Annotated in this window: 8 protein-coding genes; all 8 read right to left on the bottom strand. The window is 60.0% G+C overall.

The window, feature by feature from the left end; all coding sequences use genetic code 11:
* Positions 1-68: 68 nt before the first annotated feature.
* The 8 genes from AD428_RS25895 to AD428_RS02605 all read right to left on the bottom strand — a co-directional run bounded on the left by AD428_RS25895 (position 69) and on the right by AD428_RS02605 (position 18,440).
* On the bottom strand, positions 69-749 hold the full coding sequence (locus tag AD428_RS25895; RefSeq protein ID WP_152967962.1) for a hypothetical protein: 681 nt from the start codon (positions 747-749) through the stop codon (positions 69-71).
* Positions 750-764: 15 nt separating this feature from the next.
* Positions 765-2,186 carry an argonaute/piwi family protein gene (locus AD428_RS02635; protein WP_053244068.1) on the bottom strand — a complete coding sequence of 474 codons (1,422 nt, stop codon included), beginning with the start codon at positions 2,184-2,186 and terminating at the stop codon, positions 765-767.
* Complete coding sequence (locus AD428_RS02630; RefSeq protein ID WP_053244067.1) at positions 2,183-3,634, bottom strand: SMEK domain-containing protein; 1,452 nt, start codon at positions 3,632-3,634, stop codon at positions 2,183-2,185. Before AD428_RS02630 ends, AD428_RS02635 begins: the two co-directional genes overlap by 4 nt.
* Positions 3,631-7,668, bottom strand: a complete 4,038-nt coding sequence (locus AD428_RS02625; protein WP_053244066.1) for an Eco57I restriction-modification methylase domain-containing protein — start codon at positions 7,666-7,668, stop codon at positions 3,631-3,633. Before AD428_RS02625 ends, AD428_RS02630 begins: the two co-directional genes overlap by 4 nt.
* Before the next feature lie 24 nt (positions 7,669-7,692).
* Complete coding sequence (locus AD428_RS02620) at positions 7,693-10,482, bottom strand: helicase-related protein (RefSeq protein ID WP_053244065.1); 2,790 nt, start codon at positions 10,480-10,482, stop codon at positions 7,693-7,695.
* Positions 10,483-10,488: 6 nt separating this feature from the next.
* The gene (locus AD428_RS02615; RefSeq protein ID WP_053244064.1) at positions 10,489-15,762 is read right to left on the bottom strand and encodes a DEAD/DEAH box helicase; all 5,274 of its coding nucleotides are present in this window, start codon (positions 15,760-15,762) and stop codon (positions 10,489-10,491) included.
* 9 nt (positions 15,763-15,771) lie between these two features.
* Entirely contained in the window at positions 15,772-16,872 is a 1,101-nt protein-coding gene (locus AD428_RS02610; protein WP_053244063.1) for a Fic family protein, read from the bottom strand.
* Positions 16,873-17,228: 356 nt separating this feature from the next.
* Positions 17,229-18,440 (bottom strand): tyrosine-type recombinase/integrase, encoded by a 1,212-nt coding sequence (locus AD428_RS02605; RefSeq protein WP_053244062.1) that lies wholly within the window; start codon positions 18,438-18,440, stop codon positions 17,229-17,231.
* Between the last annotated feature and the right edge of the window lie 134 nt (positions 18,441-18,574).

Below are 18,574 nucleotides of genomic sequence, written 5' to 3'. Positions count from 1 at the left end.
AAAAGCCACCATCATTGCCCAGGTGGGTCAGATTTACTCCGACGGGGTGGGTCAGTATTACACCGGCGCTAACAGATATGGGCAGGCATACGTCCCGCCCATACATAGTCGCGCTGGGCCAAACGGCGCACGGGGCCAAGGTAGATGATGCGACCCAACTCGTCCAGCAGCGCCGGACCAACCGACCGAATCACCTCACCCTGCAAACCCAGTTTGTTGAGCGTAGAGGGTGAAAATGCAAACGAACGCTGCGGACGAAAATCCGCACTTTGCCCCAAAGGCTTGATTTGATTGCCCAGCGTGAGGCGATAAATCCCGGGTTTACGGCGTTGCACGCTGAAGCCTTGACCGTCTTTGCCCAAGCGCAGGAACTCCAGTTCAGCGCTGCCGGATTGGCCTTTACGGTAGCGTACCGAGAAGATCGCCGATTCAGCGGCATTTCCCGTTTCGCTCCAGCGAAACTCGATACCTACCTGATTGAACGCCGTGCTTTCCGTTGCTGCGCCGTGGCGACACAGCACATCCTTGAACTGGCCGAGTGTGACGGAATCGCCAGCATCAGGATTGCCAAGATTGAGATCGAGACTCGGATCATCGCCTCTGACGGTCTGACGGATGAGCAGCAGGCTTTGGATCAGACTGGATTTGCCTGATGAATTGGTACCCAACAGCAGAGTAATCGGAGCAAGTCGCACAGGCCCCGTGGTGCGCCAGATCTTGAAGTTCTCCAGTTTGAGATGAGTAAGCATGTTCTGTCCCGCAGATTACATGTAGTAGCCATAGCGAATTTGTGGCCGATCATGTTCATCCAAATACTTCATGATCTCCCCCACCTTTCTGGCGCAACTAAGCGTGATGGGGTATTTTCCATCAAGCTGGGTGTTGTTCCAGTTCATTTTTGTCAGTCCGAGGATTTCCCTAGCCAGAAAGGCGGGGCTTTGCTCCGAGCGGATCACGCGCAACTCAAGTGGCTGAGGAATGTACATCCCAGGATAGGTCTTGTAGTACCAGATTGAGCCTCGGGTATAGAGCAACTGCCGCTGGTCATCAAGGACTAGGGATGTACCTCGATAAGGAGGATATGCTCCAGTCCTAAAGAGTCGAAGTCGCGAATCCATCACCGTCACAAAATCAACTGTATCGATACGCAAGTCCGAGGCCGCACTCATGAGACCTGAAATCTCCAGGTCAGAGAAATTTGATGTCTTGTGAACAACGACCCTGCCAGGGTACGTTCGCATCGCATTGCGATACTCCTCAAGCGCAGCCTTGAACAAGGTATATGCCTGCTCCTCCGATAGCTTTGGGACTCTATCTCCTTTGTCGAGATGCACAGGCGTGCCCCGCAAAATCAATCCATTACCCAATTCATCGAAAACCTGAGCCAAGCTGGTGTTAAGCGTCTTCTTGTCTCTGCTTCGGTAGAACGCGATACCCAAGGCACAAGAAAGTGTGTTGCCTTCAGCCTTTTCAAGGCGCCATGGGTTGGTCGCGCCAGCCTTGTAATACAGCGCGGTCGCGAGATTCCAAGCCTTGGTTGCGTCATCCTGCTGACCCTTTGCGCCGGATGCCAGCGAATCTGCACGCACCAATTGAAGCGGCTTGCCCAAGTGCATGGCCTTCGCCTTCAAGGCCCGCCGGAAATTCAACTCTGATTGAACCTCGATGCTCTCTTCCAGCTTTTCGTCGCCTTCCATCGCCGAATCTTTGCTGACTGCATCGTAAAGAGATTTAGAAAGCACGCAAACGATCACATCGACAGGCCTGTTCTGTGCGAGGAACTTTATCTCCTCATAGTACAGGTCGAGGGCTGCTTCTATACGCTGCGTTCGATTATTTATTTTTGCAACTTTCTCGATATCCAATTGCCTCAATGGGCGACCTAAATCTTGGTTGAACGCAAGCTCCGCATGAAACCCAACCCGCTCATTGAATCCACAGAAGTCTGGAAAAAGATTGCCCTTGTGTTCATCCACGTCAGCCGATATAGGAGACTTCATTCGCTCGATCAGACTCGAAAGGTCTTCGAGGTCTTTGCTAGTGCCGATGGCTCCGATTAGGATTCGAGTTCTCCGGGTGAGAGAGCCTTTGTCATACACCCCATAGGCTGCAATCCCGCGCCTAGGACAAACATGTGAACCCTCAAAGAACTCAAGCCTTGGCTCGTTGACATGCACCAGTTTCATGAACCGAACATCCTTCTCGGCTGCGCCGAATCTTCTTCATTGATCGTAGGCAGGGCTTTCCAGCCAGACTCCTCCAGAGAGGGGGCACCATTCAGCATGAGTGGAGTCCCAAATGAGAGGAAGGAGTCCGTTGTCCCTTTTTCTGAGAAAAGATCCTCGTCGTCAATTGAGGACAGCCAGGCAGATATAAATCGAAAATGATTCATCACCTGCTGGTTATTTTCCTGGCGCTTGATCCAGCTGAGATTGTCGTGACTGAAACCAGACTGCTCGAAATTGGCGCCATAGCTAAAGAACCAACTGGGGGTTATGGCCATGAACCAATGACCATCCAGACGCAAAAAATCTGCAGCGAACGAGAGATGCTTTTGCAGAAAAACCTTTGAAGGATCTTTTTTGTTGAATTGCCTTGAAAAGACATTGCGCTTGGCTTTTTTCTCTCCTTGCCAGACCACTTCTCTTTGGTTAAAGCCATCTTCCAAAGGCAGGAATATGAACTCACCAATGTCGTTTTCCCACCGCACACGTTCCTTAAACAGGCGATGCTGCAGGGAAAACCTCAGCAGCGACTTGAAGACGCGCTCGTGGTCATCGTCGATCGTGAAGTAATCAGCAGTGTTGTGTTCTTCCGCTGTGCCTGGCTCACACAAGTGCTGATAGGGATTGTTCCGCTCGATCAGATTAAAGAACGTCACCAGGTTGCCGCTGTGGATAACGTAGGCAGATGGAACCGCGAGTCCATTCTCTTGGTTGAACTCTCTGATGGTGGTTCGCCACAAGCCTGGCCTTCTTTTGCCATGCTTTTCCAGCAGACCCTCACTCAATCGAGCAATGAAGAGTTTGCTCGGAAAATAGAGTTCCACGAGGTTGGCCGTCAGCGATTCGGATGGCGTCAAAGGTGGATCAATGTCCTCGTCCGCCAAACCAACAGGCACTCCGCGCAGATAGGCTTTCAAATGGTTGAGCGCAGCTTGCAGCTTGTGTGGTTCAGCATCGGCTGCCAGGGTGCACAGCTCCTTGTAGTCCCAAACATCATTGCGAGCTGAAAACTTGTGCTTGCTCTCGCACACTGAATCAACGGCCGCTTGCGAGTAGCTGCCTTGCTTGGCGGTGAGTACATAGACAATCAATCGGTCGTAACGCTGGTGCAAATCACGACTGAGAAATTGCTCCAGCGTGTATTTGACCTTGCCGATGTCTGCGGTGGCCGTTACCTGCACCGCCACTCGGCGCGTATCGTCTGCGAGATCAATTCCGGGAAAATTCGCTTGCTCGCGGTTCAGATTCCGCAAGTCAGTCCAGCCACACAGCTCGCGCAGAAGGCCGCACATGAGGTTCTCGGAAATCTTATGCGCATCAAACTGCCCCATCGCACTGGCGGCTTCGATTTCATGCCGGAGTTGCGCGATCAGTTCGCGGAATTCGTTCTGCAGATCAAGGATCTTCATCTGAGTTCTCCGCGTTCCAGCTTGTCCCAAGCTGCCAGGACCAGCCGCTGAGTGCGGTATTCGTCGAACTCCCCCTGTTCCTTTTTTTTGAGCACTCGGAAGGTTTCGCTGGGGTAATCCTGGCCCATGACATCGGTGGGGTCGAGGATGTAGCGCAGTTCGTCGCGGGTGAGGCCGTAGAGTTTGGCGTAGTAGGCGTCGAGTTCGGCGCGCAGGGTGGCGCGGCGGACGGGGTTGAAGGGGAAGGGTTCGCCGTCGTAGCCCAAGTCTTGTACCCAGCCGGAGAGGTCGTGGGCGGTATAGGTCAGCTCCAGTACGCGCGGGACGATAAAGGCGAGGTCGGCCTCGGTGTAGCGGTCTGGAGGAAGGTTCACTATCTGCTTTTTGACGTGGTACTTCAGATGTGTGCCGCCTATTTTTTGCCGGGCAACAAAGTCATGCACCAGCGAGCATTGATCCGCGAGTAAACATGCCCTACGAACACCGTGCTTGCTGTCGGGAAACATCAAGAGCAACGTATCCCCTGTTCCCACCCTTGGCAACACCGACGCAATCACCGTCCGCTCATCGGTTGCGCGGCAAATATCCCGCCAGCCCATCAACCAATCCCGTTCCCATTGCCAGATCACGCGACCATCGCGGTCACGTTTGCATAGGCGCTCTTCCACCTCGGCGCGACTGACCCAGTAGCGTGGGGTGACGGTGAAATCCGGGTTCGCCTTTTCGGCCAGCGTGGCATTGCGGCTGTTGCCGTCCGCCGTGTAGGTGGCCCAGCGGTGGTCGAACTGGTGGATGAGTTTGGCTTCGTACAGCGGCAGGTGGTCGGCGGCTTGCGCGTCCATGAACAGGTGGCTGTCGTTCGCCATATCCAGCATACGCATGAACGAAATACCCCACGGGTTTTGCTCAGGCTCCACCACTTTGGCTCGTTTGCCCTCGCCTGCGGTAACGGCATCACGCATCAGCACCGGCGCGGCGCGGTAGAGCTTCTTGGTCAATTCTGCATCGCGTTCGCTGCGGAAGACCGGGCAGGTGAGCGTGTTGGGGTTGATCAGGCGGAATTCGTCAGGCGTGAGGGTGAAGCGACGCCGCGGATCGGCCAGTTGGCTGACCTGGGTGGCGAAGCAGACGAATTCCGCCCGTTCCGCCGCGCCCAGAGTCAGCAGGCAGAACTTGTAGCTGCGGTGTACCGAGGGGAATACCGCTTCACGGTTCTCGATGTCGTACAGGCTGACCAGCCGCCGGTTCTGGGTGATGTGGCCGAAGTACGCCTTGGTGCTGTCGTCGGTAGCGATGCCGGTCGGCACGATGAAGCCGGCGCGGCCGCTGTCGGCATGGATTTGCAGGATGGTTTCGGCAAACAGCGCGTAGGTGTTCACGTCGCCCACGCCGGTCAGCGGGTAGCGGCCGCCGTCCACGCCTTTCACATGGGCAAACACGCTGGCCGCCTCCGCCGTGCGGCGGGCGGTGACGAATTCACGGTAGAGGCGTTTTTCGGCTTCGTCCTCATGCACCTCATGGGCCAGGTCGGGGTACAGGTGGCGTGCCAGCATGCCTTCACTGAGCCACTGGATGCGCTGGGCGCGTTCGGCCTTGTTGCGAGCTTGCGCCACGTCGCGGTGGCGGGTGGCGAAGAATTCTTCTTCTTGCAGCTTGATGCGCTCCCACGGCGGATTGCCCAGCACGCAGTCGAAGCCGCCTTGCGCGAACACCTGCGGGAAGGCCAGCGGCCAGTGGAACACGCGCGCCTGCTCGCAGGCGTCGCGGGCCGCAACGATAGGAGCGGCGTGCTCGGTTTGGGCGCGTTCCGGCGCGGTTAGCAGCGCATGCAGGGTGATGCTGGTGGGCACGGCTTCTGCCATGTCCTTCGTCTTGGGCAGCAGGTAGGCGCCCACCAGCGCATCGGCGGCGTGGGCCAGCGGGCGGTGGGCGGAGTCCTCCAGAAAGTGGCGCCAGGCTTGTTCCTTGGCGGCCACCTGTTCGGGCGTGTCGGCGGGCAGGGTTTCGATGGCGCGCAGGGCTTCCAGGCCGCTGCGGTTGTCCACGCCCAGCAGCATCTGCTTGCCTTGCAGGTCTTTGGCGATCTGCTTGAGGCCGGCGGCATTGGCTTTGGCCAATTCCTTGCAGACGTCCTTGTCGTCGCCGCTCAAAGGCTTGAAGGCATCCTTGGCGATGCCTTGTTCCAGCACGGTCAGGTCGGTCAGGCCCAGCAGGGCGTCGCCCACTTGCAGGTGATGGTCGAGAAAGCCCAGCGGGCGGCCTTCCTCGTAGCCCTCCAGCCACAAGGCCATGCGCGCCAGTTCGATGGCCATGGGGTTGCGGTCCACGCCGTAGATGCAGTGGCCCACCACTTCGCGCAGGGCGTGGCGGTAGTCCTGCGGCTGGATGGCGCCTTCCTGCCCGCCTTCGAGGCTGCGCAACTGGGCCAGTTTTTCCGCCAGGCGGCGGGCAGCGGCCAGCAGGAAGTGGCCGCTACCGCAGGCCGGGTCGATGACGCGGATGGCCAGCAGCGCCTCGGTTGGGCTGGCCGGGTGGGCGGCAAGGCGCTGTTCGATGACGGGATCGAGCGCGCTCTTGATTAGCTCCTGCACCAAGCTGTCGGGGGTGTAGTAGCTGCCGGTGAGCTTGCGAGCGTTGCCGGCGGTGCTGCCTTCCTCGGTGCGGCCGACAAAACCGAAGGTGCGTGCGGGCAGGTCGATGGCGGGCACCAGTTCCAGCAGGCTTTCGTAGACGCTGCCCAGTTCCTCAGGCCCCATGTTGCGATAGTCCACCGGGGTGAGGCTGCTGCCTTTGCCCTGCGCGACCACCGCCCAGCGCAGGTGTTGCAAGCCAGTGAGCAGGTGGGCGTTGTCCAGATTGGCGTTATCCAGATCGGTGCATTGCTGGGGAGCGAACAGGCCGCCCAGCGCGGGCAGCGCCAGGCGCGGCTCGCCTTGCGCCAGGCCGCGAAACACGATGCGGATGGCTTGCCACTGGTCGTCATGACGGGTGCGGACGCGACGCTTGAGGCAGAGTTCGCGCAGGCGGGCCAGGGCGTAGCCTTCGGCATAGGCACGGCGGGCAACCTGTGCTTCGGCGCTATCTTCCTGCGGGTGCAGCACGCCGCGCTCTTCCACGGTGAACACGAAGATGAGCCGGTAGATCAGGCGCAGCAGTTGTTGGAAATATTCATCCTTGCTGAGCGTGCCGTCGTTCAGAGCGGCACGCAGGGCATGGTTGGCGGGGTGTTGCAGGAAGCCTGCACCTAGGGTCAGCAGGGCCTGCTCGACGCCGTTGCGCAGACCATCGCGCACGCGAGTGCCTTCCTGTTGGCCTTCGCTACGCCATTGTTCCCAGATGCACGCCGTAGCGCCTTGGCCGGGGCGGAATGCGCGACTGGCATGCAGTAGACGCCAAACGTTGGCGAATTCGGCATAACGCTGGCCGCCCAGAAGGTCGGCCAGATCGACTTCGAGAAAGCTGGGACGGGTGAGCGAGGCAGCGTCGCGCAGCAGACGCAGTTGCTTGCCGTTGCTGACGATGCCCCATTGCAGCGCTTCGCTGGCGTTGAGCAATTCCTGCATCGCCTGGAACGGGGCTTTCTTGCGGTTGCCACCGCCCTGCACGGCAAATCGCGCGTCGGCCTCATCCAGGCCCAGAGTGTGCGGGGCCACCAGCACGGGTAAAGTGCCTGCCATGAGGCTGACCGGGTAACGCAGTTCACCCACTTGCTGTGCTGACGCGGCTTGCAAGGCGGCGTAGCCAAAGGCGTCGCGCAGCAGTTCGTGGACAAAGGCGGTGGTGAGCTGCGCAGCATCGACGTCGGCGCGCTCCAACTGCGCGGCAAAGTGCTGCCATTGGGCGCAGGCGATCTGGAAAGCGCGGCTGTATTCGTCCTTGAGCTTGACGCCCTTGGGGGTGCCGTAGTCGGCCTCGCTCTGGGCACTGGCGCGACCCTGTGCGGCTTTTTCCAGTTGATCGGGCAGGAACAGGCCGCCTTCGAGCTTGAGGGTGGGCAGGTTGAGCGTGGCCTGGGCCTTGCGGATGCGTTTCATGGTTGTTCTTCTCCAGGCCGAGGCTTATAGCGAGTCAGGCAGCAGTACGTACACGCCCATCACATCGACCGGCAGGCAGGGGCTGACGCTGTACTGGCCGACGTCACGGGTGGCTTCGCGCACGCGCTGGTGGTCGGCCAGCAGGGCATCGGCCCGCTGTTGGGCTACCGCTTGCAGTTGCTGCGGGTGCGCGGCGAGGAAGTCGAGCGCGGTGCGGATTTCGCGCTGTGCCGCCTCTGGCGGCAGGTTACCGCTGGGCGTGCATTCGAGCAGGCGACTCACGCCGTCGTCAGCCAGCCATTGAGGAGCGTTGCGGCCCTGCACAGCCAGAGCAACGGTTTCCTCCGCCATCATCTGAAAGGGTTCGCGGCGGCGCACGTAGCTGAGCTGGTGGCGCAGACGCAGAAGGTAAAGGGTGGTGACAACCTCCACGTCATTGGTAAGAGTGGCAGCGCAACGGGCGGCCAGCGGACGTTCGCCACCGAGTGCGTCTTCCAGCAAATGCTGGGCCAGCAGGCCAACCAACGGATGGCTGCGATGCAGTTCGCTAAAGTCGATGAGTTGGGGTGTGTTGATGCCCTCATCGGCCAAGCGCTGGCACAGGGCTTCGGGCAGGTGCTGCGGCAGGAAACGTGCGGTCTGTTTGCGGCCGATTTCCAGCGGCGCCCCCAGCCGCACACAAGCGCTTTGCAGGAAACGCTGCACGTCAGCCTGGGTGCCCAGAGCCTGTTGTTGTTTGTGCCATTCGGGCAGCACCTCGTCTGGCTTGATGCGACGCTGGGCGAACACAGTGCGATTGGCCTTAGCCTTTTCCAGCGCGTCACGCCATTGGGCTTGCAGTGGAGCGAGCAATTGCTCCGGCTCACCAAAGTCGAATACGGCCTGCGGCGATGCGGTGCGACTGTCGCTGCGTTTCATCAATGCCGCCTTGACCAAGGCCTGATTGATGCGGGCTTCATCCTCGGGCATGGGAACGAGCACGCCGAGCTCCTTCTGAATGGCCTCGCCCTTCTTAAGGATGACGTTGAGCACGAAGCCATCCACCGGGTTATCTTGCCCGTAGAGCATGGTGCAGCGCACTTCATCGGCCTGCTGACCGAAACGATCGACGCGGCCTTCGCGCTGTTCGTGGCGGGTGGGGTTCCAAGCCAGGTCGTAGTGGACGACAGCGGTGAACAAATGTTGCAGGTTGATGCCTTCGGAGAGGCAGTCGGTGGCGACCAGGATGCGTTGCTCAGCATTCTCTAGGTCGTCCACGCGCTCGCGGCGTTCTTCGGGGGTGAGTTCGCCGGTGACGGCATCGACGGTGGCTTTGGGGAAAGCGGCCTTGAGGTGTTCGGCCACGTAATGGGCGGTGGCGATGTAGCGGCAGAACACCACCGGGTGGTAGCCATCCTTCACCAGGAGGTCAATGTGCCGGATGAGCGCAGCCAGCTTTGGATCACCGGCCTTGCCGGAAAGACGTTGCGCGTCGGCGATCAAGGCTTGCAGGCGCGGCGCAGCGTCCTGCACCTGGGCAGGCGGCTCCAGATCACTGCCGGAGAGGTCATCGGTCTCGCCATCGTGCAGGCGCTCATCGCCGAGAAGCGCCTCATCCGGCACAGTGCCTTCCAGCCGTGTGGTCAACGCCTTGACGGCGGCTGCGGGCGACGATGCCACGCAGCGCAACAATGCCAGGGTGGCGTACCAAATGAGGCGCGCGCCGCCTTGCTGTTCTTGCTGCTCAACGGTTTCAGCCAGTTCGCGGCAGTAATCCTGCACGGCGTCGAAGAACGCGCCCCATTCGCCGCTGAGTTGATAGGTAAGCTCGGTTTTCATGCGGCGGGGAAAACCTCGTCCGTCATGGGTCTCGGCCTGCCATTCAACGATGTCCTTGCGACGGCGCTGGACGAAGTGGCGTGCCAATTCCTGACGCAGCGGGTCGGAGGCCGTCACTCGGCCTTGCAAGGCCGCAAAGCGCGGATCGAGCAGCGACAGCAAGTTGTAGAAGGCGGTTTCGTCACCAGAGTGAGGGGTGGCGGTCAGCAGAATCAGGTGTCGCTGCGCGTCACGGGCAAGGCGTTGCAGCAACTCGAAGCGCAATTGCTTGCCTGCGCCGCTGCTGGCGCAGGTGTGGGCCTCGTCAACGATGATGCATTCGGGGGCGGTAGCGAGAAACTGTTCGCGGTGGCGTTCGCTCTTGATGTAGTCCAGGCTGACGACCACCACGGGATGATGGTCGAACAGGCGCACTCCATGCGGAAGATCACGTTCGATGCGGGAGGCCGAAGACGAAGTCAACGCCACGGCCTGAAGGTTGAAGCGGGTTTCCAACTCATTTTGCCACTGCTCGACAAGGTGTGGCGGGCAAAGAATGGCCAGGCGGGCGATTTCGCCACGGTCCATGAGCTCTCGTGCGATCAGGCCGGCTTCGATGGTCTTGCCGATGCCAACGTCATCAGCGATCAGCAGGCGCACAGTGGACAGGCGCAGTGCCATCAGCAACGGCACAAGTTGGTAGCCGCGAGGCTCCACCGCGATATTGCCAAAGGAGCGGAATGGGCCGGCGCCTGCGCGCAGGGTCAGGCGCAAGGCATCGCGTAGCAACAGCGCGGCGGCATGGTTGCCGGCGCGTGCAGGATCGGGCCAGTCGAAGGTGGCAGGTTCGACGGGATGCAGTTCCAACTCGGGGATCAGGGCGATGCTTTCGTCATCGGCGCCGCTCAATGGGCGCAGGCGCAGCCAGTCGCGGCGGGAGTCGCTCTGCACCACCCATTCGCGGCCTCGGGCGCGCACCAGGTTGCCGGGTAGAAAGTCGTGTTCGAGGATCGTCATGCGCCTTTATTCCTTGGAACCGAACACATCGGCGTGCGCGGCGAATTGTTGTGGCCAGCGTGAAGCGTCCGAGAAATCGAGCACCTGCCAGCCTTTGTCCTGCAGTACGCTGGTGGTCTGATCATCCACAGCGGACAGAAACACCAAAGCACGAGATGCCTTGTACTGGGCCGCCGCAGTGGCTACGCCATTGTTGACGGACACGTTGACCGCATCAGGTTGCACGGCCCCTGCCTGGCTGAGCGCGGACAGCCAGGCGTCGAGTGGCTCGTCTGCCAAGATCGCCGCTGCAACGGGGGCCGCGCTGCATTCCACAGGCTGTACCTGAGCATTGGCCAGCGCGACCAGCAGCTTGAGCGCATCCGCATTGCGGCGGTTGATGTGTTCGTGATCCGGCTGGTTGAAGTACGACAGCAGGCACTGATAGCAGCCGGCTTCGCACTGATGATTGCAAAGTGCATCGGTCTGTTCCAGCGACGGCAAATCGTCCAGCGTCCAAATGCCGCTCTGCGGTTTGCGATAGTGAATCAGTTGCAGGGCATTGCTGGCTACGAGTGCAAGGTCGTCGCGATTGTTTGCCAGGCGAGTGAGCACACCCGCACCGCCTTCCGCCGCTTCGTAGAACAGCAAGGCGCGGCGCTCATCGGACTTCGGCAGTGGCTCGACCACCAGTTCGGATTCCTCGATCTGGAAAGTCATTTCGATGCCGCGCTTGAGCGCGGCCTGCAAAGTGGCCATGGCCTCCAGCGACAGGGCATGTACGGGAGCGAAGATCAGCAGATTGCGATGATCTTCCACAAAAGGAACGATGCGCTGGTTGGGCACCTTCTCCAGCAAAGCATCGTCGCCGCCCTGGTCGTCTTCCGCATCCGGTGCGTCCTGCTTGCTCCAGGTGCCCGTGATGGGGTTGATGTAGAAGCCCAGTTGCTCCTTGTCTTTGCGCCTGCGCCAGCCGCGATTGATGCGCCAGATTTGCGCAGCGGGCGCGTAGGTGAGCTCGCCTAGCACGTCCTCACCTTGTTGGATCGTGGCCTTCTGCCGCTGGATACGGCCATCGGGGCCGGGTAGAAAGCGGTAGGTGGTTTGCAGCTCGAAGCCCTGACGCTGGCGCTCCTCGTCGTTGATGGAGATGCGCTCGGTGGCCACGGTCTCCACGGTTTCGATGCGGTAGAGCTCGCGCACCCAATCGTGCTCGGTGAGCAAGGCGTCGCAGTTCTCGCAGCGATTGACCAGCGGCTGTTCGCCGCCCGGCTCTCCGAGATGGCCGTAGCCGCATTGGCTGCACACCAACGAGGCAATGGTGGCCAACTGGCTGTTGCCGGAAATGTGGTCTGTATTGCCTACGTTGAGTTTGGCACGCACCACGCGGTACATGCGGCCCTGGTGATAAATGAGGCTGCGGGGACCGAATTCGGACAGGGCCAGGAAGCGCGGCCGGCTGACCATGCTGCCTTCGTCATCCTTGCCATTGACGGCCTGGCCGCCACGGGCGGGAATCCAGGCCATCAACGGTAGGCGCGGGAAGTTGTAGCCTGGCAGGAAGCCTTGGCTGGCCAAGTAGCGATAGGTATAGAAATCATTGTTCTGGCCGTTGCCGGACTTGAGCAATACGGCGTACTGGCGCGCGGCGTCGCCGTAGCGGCGCTGGGCATTTTGGCGTTCCGTGTGCGAGGCGGTATGGCTCTTGACGATGCGATCAGCCATATCCATCTGTTGGCGGGTGGCATCGAACAGCACGCGCCAGCGCTCCAACGCCCCAGAGAACGCTTGCGCCGCGTTGTCGATGACCTGGCGCACATAGTCAGGAGTGAACCAGGCGCTGCCTTCAAGCTCGCCCTCAAGCTGGTCGATGACCCGTCCGGCACTGGCCAAGGCACGCTGCTGGACAGCCTGCGCCCGCAGTGCTTCGTGCAAGGGCTGTTTCAGTGGTTTACCGGGCTGGTCGAGATCCAGCATGGGCGCAATGCTGTCGTCCAGTGGCACCTGGGTACTGGCAAGCCAGACCGCTTGCAGGTGGCTGTCGATGAGATCACGATTGCTCAGATCGAGGGTTGGCGCGCGCACGACGCCATGCACCATCTGCTCGGCATTGTGGAAGAACCACTGGTCATGCGGACTGAGCGCCGCGCAATAGGTGATGACCAGCGCCTGCTGACCCGAGCGACCCGCACGACCGCTGCGCTGGGCGTAGTTGGCGGGGGTCGGCGGCACATTGCGCAGGTACACGGTGTTGAGCGCGGAGATATCCACGCCAAGCTCCATCGTGGGGGAGCAGAACATCACCGGCAGACGTTCCAACGGCGCTTCGTGGGCCGGGTTCTGCGCCCAGTCCTGCCTGTCTTTTTCGGTGTAGCGAAAACGCTGCTCCAGCAGTTGCCGGCGTGGCGCATCCACCTGGGCTGTGTGTTCCTGGGCCTCGAAGTCGAACAGCGGATGCGAAGGCTGACGCAGCAGGTCGGCAATGCCGAGATACAGGGTGCGGAAATACTGGTTGATTCGATTGCTATCAGTTTGCGGCTGATCGGCAATCAGGCACCAGTCCAGGGCAGCCGCGTTCAGGCGCCAGCCTGCGAGCTGGGCGTCGATAGGTTGGCGCTGCACATAACCATAGTCCTTGGCGGATTCCAGCAGCGCTTCGATCAGCTTAGCCCACTCGACATCTTTCCACTGCACGACCTCGCTGGCGCAGGCGCTGTCGCGCCAGAAGGCGGCCATCTTTATTTGCCGTAGCAGACGGGAGCGTGGACCACCTGTCACCAAGTCGGTACGCGGCTTGCCCTTGTATTCCGGGCGCTTGCCGAGGACGAGATAGCGGCCGGTATCGAGTTTCTCGTCTGGAGCGAAGGCCCAACGTTCATTCAGGTAGGTGTGGGCGCTGGTGCGTGCCTTGTCCTGCTCAACCGGGTCGAGGTAACGACTTTCCAGGCACAGATGGCGGCGCAAGGCGTCGAACAGTAATTCGAACAGAACTGTCCGTTGCACTGCCGTCAATTTGGTCAAGGTGCTGTTTGCAGCAAAGATACTGGCGTCAGCGCAAAAGGCATCTAGGTCTCGATACCGAATCTGCAACAGGCCGAGTTGATCTAGATTCGGATTATTGAAACGCCAGCCACGCCGCAGATCACGCAGTAGCCGGTAGGCGATGATGAAGCGCAATGTGCGTTGCGCTTCTTGTCGGGCCAGTCCCATGAGCTTGGGGGTGCGCAGATACTCCACCAAGGTCGCTTCATCGACCCCTTGAAAGCCGAGGGCCTTGAATACGCTTTCGGCCAAGTGTTCTTCATCGAGTTGGCCGCCGCTGCCCTGTAGTGCACCGATCAAGCCAGCACGCAGCGTCAGCAGGAAAATGAAGTCGTTGAAATGTCCCGCCTGCAGAGCGGCATCCTGGCGGTTGTCGGTAAACCCAAGCAACTTGCGTGGGTCAGGCTGCCCTGGCGCAGGTTCGGAAAGTGCGAACAATTGCTGCAAGGCCGCCAGGGCAATCATGGTCGTGGCCGAAGAGCGGCCTTCGCCGGACAGACTGGAGAGGCGGTTGGCATCCTTGCCGTGGGCTTCGTGTGTCGTGCCGCAGTTCAGGCAGAAGCGGAACTTTCCCGGAATGAACCAGAACTCCGTCCCCGAGCCCGATTGCCCTTTGGCATCGACCGTGACCATATAGGGAACGGCATTCTTGTAGGCTGGCTTGATTTTGGGTTCGTTACGGCTGAGGTCGATCCAGGTTTCCGGCAGGTCTTCGAGCAGGCCGCCGTATTGCTGCCCGGGCACCAGAGGACACAGAAAGCCATAGCTGGCGTCGTCTTCTGCCGCGATATCGTCGATCTCACGTGAGCTGAAGCTGACCGGTTGCTGTGCGTGCCAGACAGGTAGGTACTCCTGGCCGCAATCGCGGCAGAAGTGCGTCGGGTAAAGCAGCACATTCTCTTGCTGTCGCCCCGGCGCGAAACGCTGAGCATCGAGCGTGACATGGCGCTTACCTCGCGCCTCCAGCGTGGTGAGCACCTTGCCGGGACCGCTGATGAACTGGTGCAGCTTGAACGCGAAAGGCGGCCTGCCCTGGGGCGTGCGCACATCATGGGCAGCCACTAGAAAGCGCTGCAGGGCGGAGCGAGCGGCTTCCGGCTGGCAACCCGCGTCTTCGGCGAGACGGCGGCTGGCCTCTTCCAACATCATGGGTCTCGCCCGCCTAGGAGGCTCGTCGGCAGGTAGTTCGATACCCAGGTTCAATTCCACCCAGATGGATAACGGGTCATTGCGAAAGGCGTCGAAGTCAGCCCAGATATCCTGCTTTCGCGTAACGGCCGCCGGTAGTTCTGTACGGATGGCGTTGACGTCCTTGAGCGGGTTGGTGACGCGCTCCAAGGTCTCGCCGATGACGTCATGCTCGCTGATCTGGGTGCCAAAAAGTTTGCTAGCCACATCGGCCACCACGCGGTTGCGGTCGGCTTGGCTACCTGTGCTGGACATGGTGGCCGAGGTACCGATGCAGACCAGTTGCTCGGCTTTCAAGCGCTCTCGCAGGCGCCGCACTAGCAAGGCAACGTCCGCCCCTTGACGGCCACGATAGGTATGCAACTCATCCAGCACCAGGAACTCAAGTCCCTCGCAGTGTTCCACCACACGCCGATCCACTTCGTCGAAGCGCGTGAGGATGTACTCTAGCATCATGAAGTTAGTGAGCAGGATATCGGGCGGGTCATCCGCGATGGCGCTGCGTTCCGCCTTGCTTTCCTGGCCGGTGTAGCGCTTGACGGTGAAGGGACGAAGCTCTGGCGCATAGCCATGCAGAAACTTGTCGAGTTCTTCCAGTTGGCTGTTGGCCAGAGCATTCATCGGATAGATGACAATGGCCCTGGTACGTGTTTTGCCATCAGACTGCTTGGCCTTGAGAATGCTGTCGATGATCGGGATGAAAAAGGACAGGGACTTCCCCGACCCCGTTCCGGTCGTGACCACATAGCTTTGGCGTTCCTGGCCTTTGGCCAAGGCTTCCATCTGGTGTTTGTAAAGATGCAGGGGTTCTGGCGAACCTGCAGACTTCCCGACCTGGAAGATCTCTGCGCAGGCAGCGTGCAAGACTCCCTGCGCCGCCAGGTTCTGCACCGTGCCCTGGCGTTGGTAATTCGGGTTAATCTGCACCAGCGGCTCAGGCCAGTAGCGACCTTGCGCATATTGACGTTCGACCTCGGCTTGGATATCAGGCGCAGCGATGCGAACGAAACTGCGGGAAAAGCTGCCATATCGTTCGATGAGCTGGTCGCGGAATTGGAAAACGTTATCCATGGAGAGTCCTCACTGATCCATCTTGTGGCCAATCGCCAGAACCGCTGTACTACCGGAGGTGCCTGCTGTGATGCGCTTCCATTTCGCACCTCGCCCCTTGCCAGTCGATTCGATCAACCCCTCTGATTTCATCGCTCGCAGCACTAGCCGAACCATGTCCCGGCTCACGCCCGGGCAAGCTTCTTCAATCTCGGAAATCGAGAACGGCAAGGTGCGCCCCAAAACTTCCGTTCGCACTCGGTCGCCTTTGCTGCCACGTCCCCGTTCGATGGTACCGACACGCTCCTCGAACTCACGGTAGGCCCGTAGCAAGGCACCCCAGAAGTAGTCGAGCCAGGGCTTTACGTCGTGCTGCCCCTGGTGCCAGCCCTGCGAGCTGGCTTCCAGCGTCTCGTAATAACCTTCCTTGGTTTCCTCGAAGATGCGCTCCAAACTGATGTAGCGACCCACGGCATAGTCGAAGTGGTAGAGCAGCAGCAGGGTCAGCAAGCGGGACATGCGACCGTTGCCGTCCGGGAATGGGTGGATGCACAGGAAGTCGAGCATCGCCAGCGGCACCAGTACGAGGGGGTCGACCAGGTGCTGATCCAGCGCGGTGGCGTAGCGCCCGGTCAGATCAGCCATGGCCATCGGCGTGAGATGCGCAGCCACCGGCTGGAAGCGCAAACGCGAAGTGCCATCCAGGTGACGCTCGATGATGTCGTTATTGGTGGCCTTCCAGCGCCCGCCCGCCTGCGGCATATAGCGGTACAACAGGGTATGTAATTGCAGCACAACACCCTCGCTGAAGGGCATGTGCGTGGCGGACTCGTGGATCAGCGCCAGGGCATCACGGTAGCCGGCGATCTCCTGTTCGGAGCGGCTCTTTGGTGTTGCGTTGCGGATGACCAGAGACTTCAGCCGCGAGGGCGCTACAACAACACCTTCCAGCCGGTTGGACGACTCGGTGGACTCCACCACCGCGATCTGGCGTAGACCCTTGAGGGCTTCGGGCGACTGCGCGGCGTAGAGTTGCTGCTTACCCTGGTACTCGCCAAGTGTGCGCAACGTGGCGGCCTGGGTGCCATCGAAGCGAAGCGCGGCAAGGTACTCGGGTGTGAGCGAGTGCATGGAAATGTAAGCCCAGGCTGTGTAAATGGGGTAATCATAGCTTATAAATGGGGTATTGTCTCCAAAAATACCTCTTTACCTGTGTTTGATTACCCCATTTCCTGATCATTGGATCGGTCGTGAGAGGCTTGTATAGCCGACCAAGAAGGAAATGAGCGACATGAATCTCAAAAGGGGTAGTCAATTCACAATTACCCCATTTAATCCATTGTTTACCTCATTTCCCAGCGATCATCCTCGGGCAAAGGAAATGGCAAGGGAACGGCACCAAACGGCACCCAAGGGGCAACGGCCCTACCCAGAAAAGGAGAAGGCCGCTCTGTCCATTGGTTCTGCAACACCCAGCCAACTCGTCCCTATGCCGTGCCGCTACCCTCCGCAGCACTCAAGTAGTCCGCCCAGCCCTGCAACAGCGTCCTTCTCTGATCTAGCAGCAGTGCCTTGTTGTACGTCGCCCGCACCTTGTTGCTCTCCACATGAGCAAGCTGCCGCTCAATCGCATCAGGCCGGTATCCGTTCTCGTTGGCCCAGGTTGAAAAGGTCGTCCGCCAGCAATGCGGCGTCGTACCCCGGCCCAGGTTCATGTCGCGCATCGCGTAGGTGAGCCTGTTGGGCGTGGTGAATCCCTTGCCGCTCCGGTGTGGGAACAGATAGCGGCCACCGCCCGTAATGCACTGCAAATCCTTCAGCACGGCAATGGCCTGCACCGACAACGGGCTGACATGGTCACGCCGCGCTTTCATCTTCTCCGCGGGCCGACGCCACAGCGCATACTCAAAGTCGAACTCATCCCACTCGGCATCCGCCGCTTCCCCTGGACGGCAGGCGGTCAGCGCAATCAGCCGCAGGCACAACGAAGTCTCCGGATAGCCCCGGTAGCCGCGCAACTCCTGATAGAACTTATGGATTTGCTCTCGCGTCATCGCCGCCTTGCTCTCGCTGAACGGCACGCGCAGCAGCCCGCGCAGGCTGGGAATCGGATTGGCCTCGACCAGACCACGCACCACCGCAAACTCAAAGATCGCCGACAGATTACCTTTGACATGGATGGCCGCCCACGCACCATGTGCCTTGCATTCCTCCAGCAGCGGGCGAATCTGCTTCACGCCAATGTCGCTCATCGGCATCCCATCGAACTTGGGCGACAGGTACTTCCTGATGCGGGATTCTTTCGTGCGGTAGGAGCTGAGCGCAAAGACTGGCTTGATCTCGGCCAGGTAAGCCTGTGCCACCTTGGCAAAAGAGCTTTCACGAGCGCGCTTGCGTTCCTCCAGCGCCTCCAGGTTGCGCTGCTTGACCTGCTGCCGTTCATGGGCAGGGTGGATACCTTGCTTGACCAAGGCACGCGCCTTCTCGCGGGCTGCACGCGCCTCTGCAAGACTTACTTGAGGGAAGCCGCCAATGGCAAAGAGGTTCTCCTTGCCTTGCAGGCGGTACTTCCACCGCCAGAGCTTGCCGCCGGTGGGCTTGACCAGCAGGAACAAGCCCCCGCCGTCTGAAAGTTTCCAGTCTCGATCAGTCGATTTGGCCGACCTGACCTTGAGGTCGGTGAGTAGGTTTTCGGGCATCGTTGGGCTCCACTGCGGGGAGATGTACCCCCACGGTTGAACACGAGTACCCCCAACGCTACCCCCGAATTTTCTGGACCTCGATGACCAATAGGAACGCTCAGCAGACCGTATTGTTTACGCAAACCATTGAT

It is taken from the genome of Achromobacter sp. DMS1, assembly GCF_001270295.1.
Note: the sequence above shows the minus strand (reverse complement) of the source record. Positions and strands in the feature narration are given on the sequence as shown.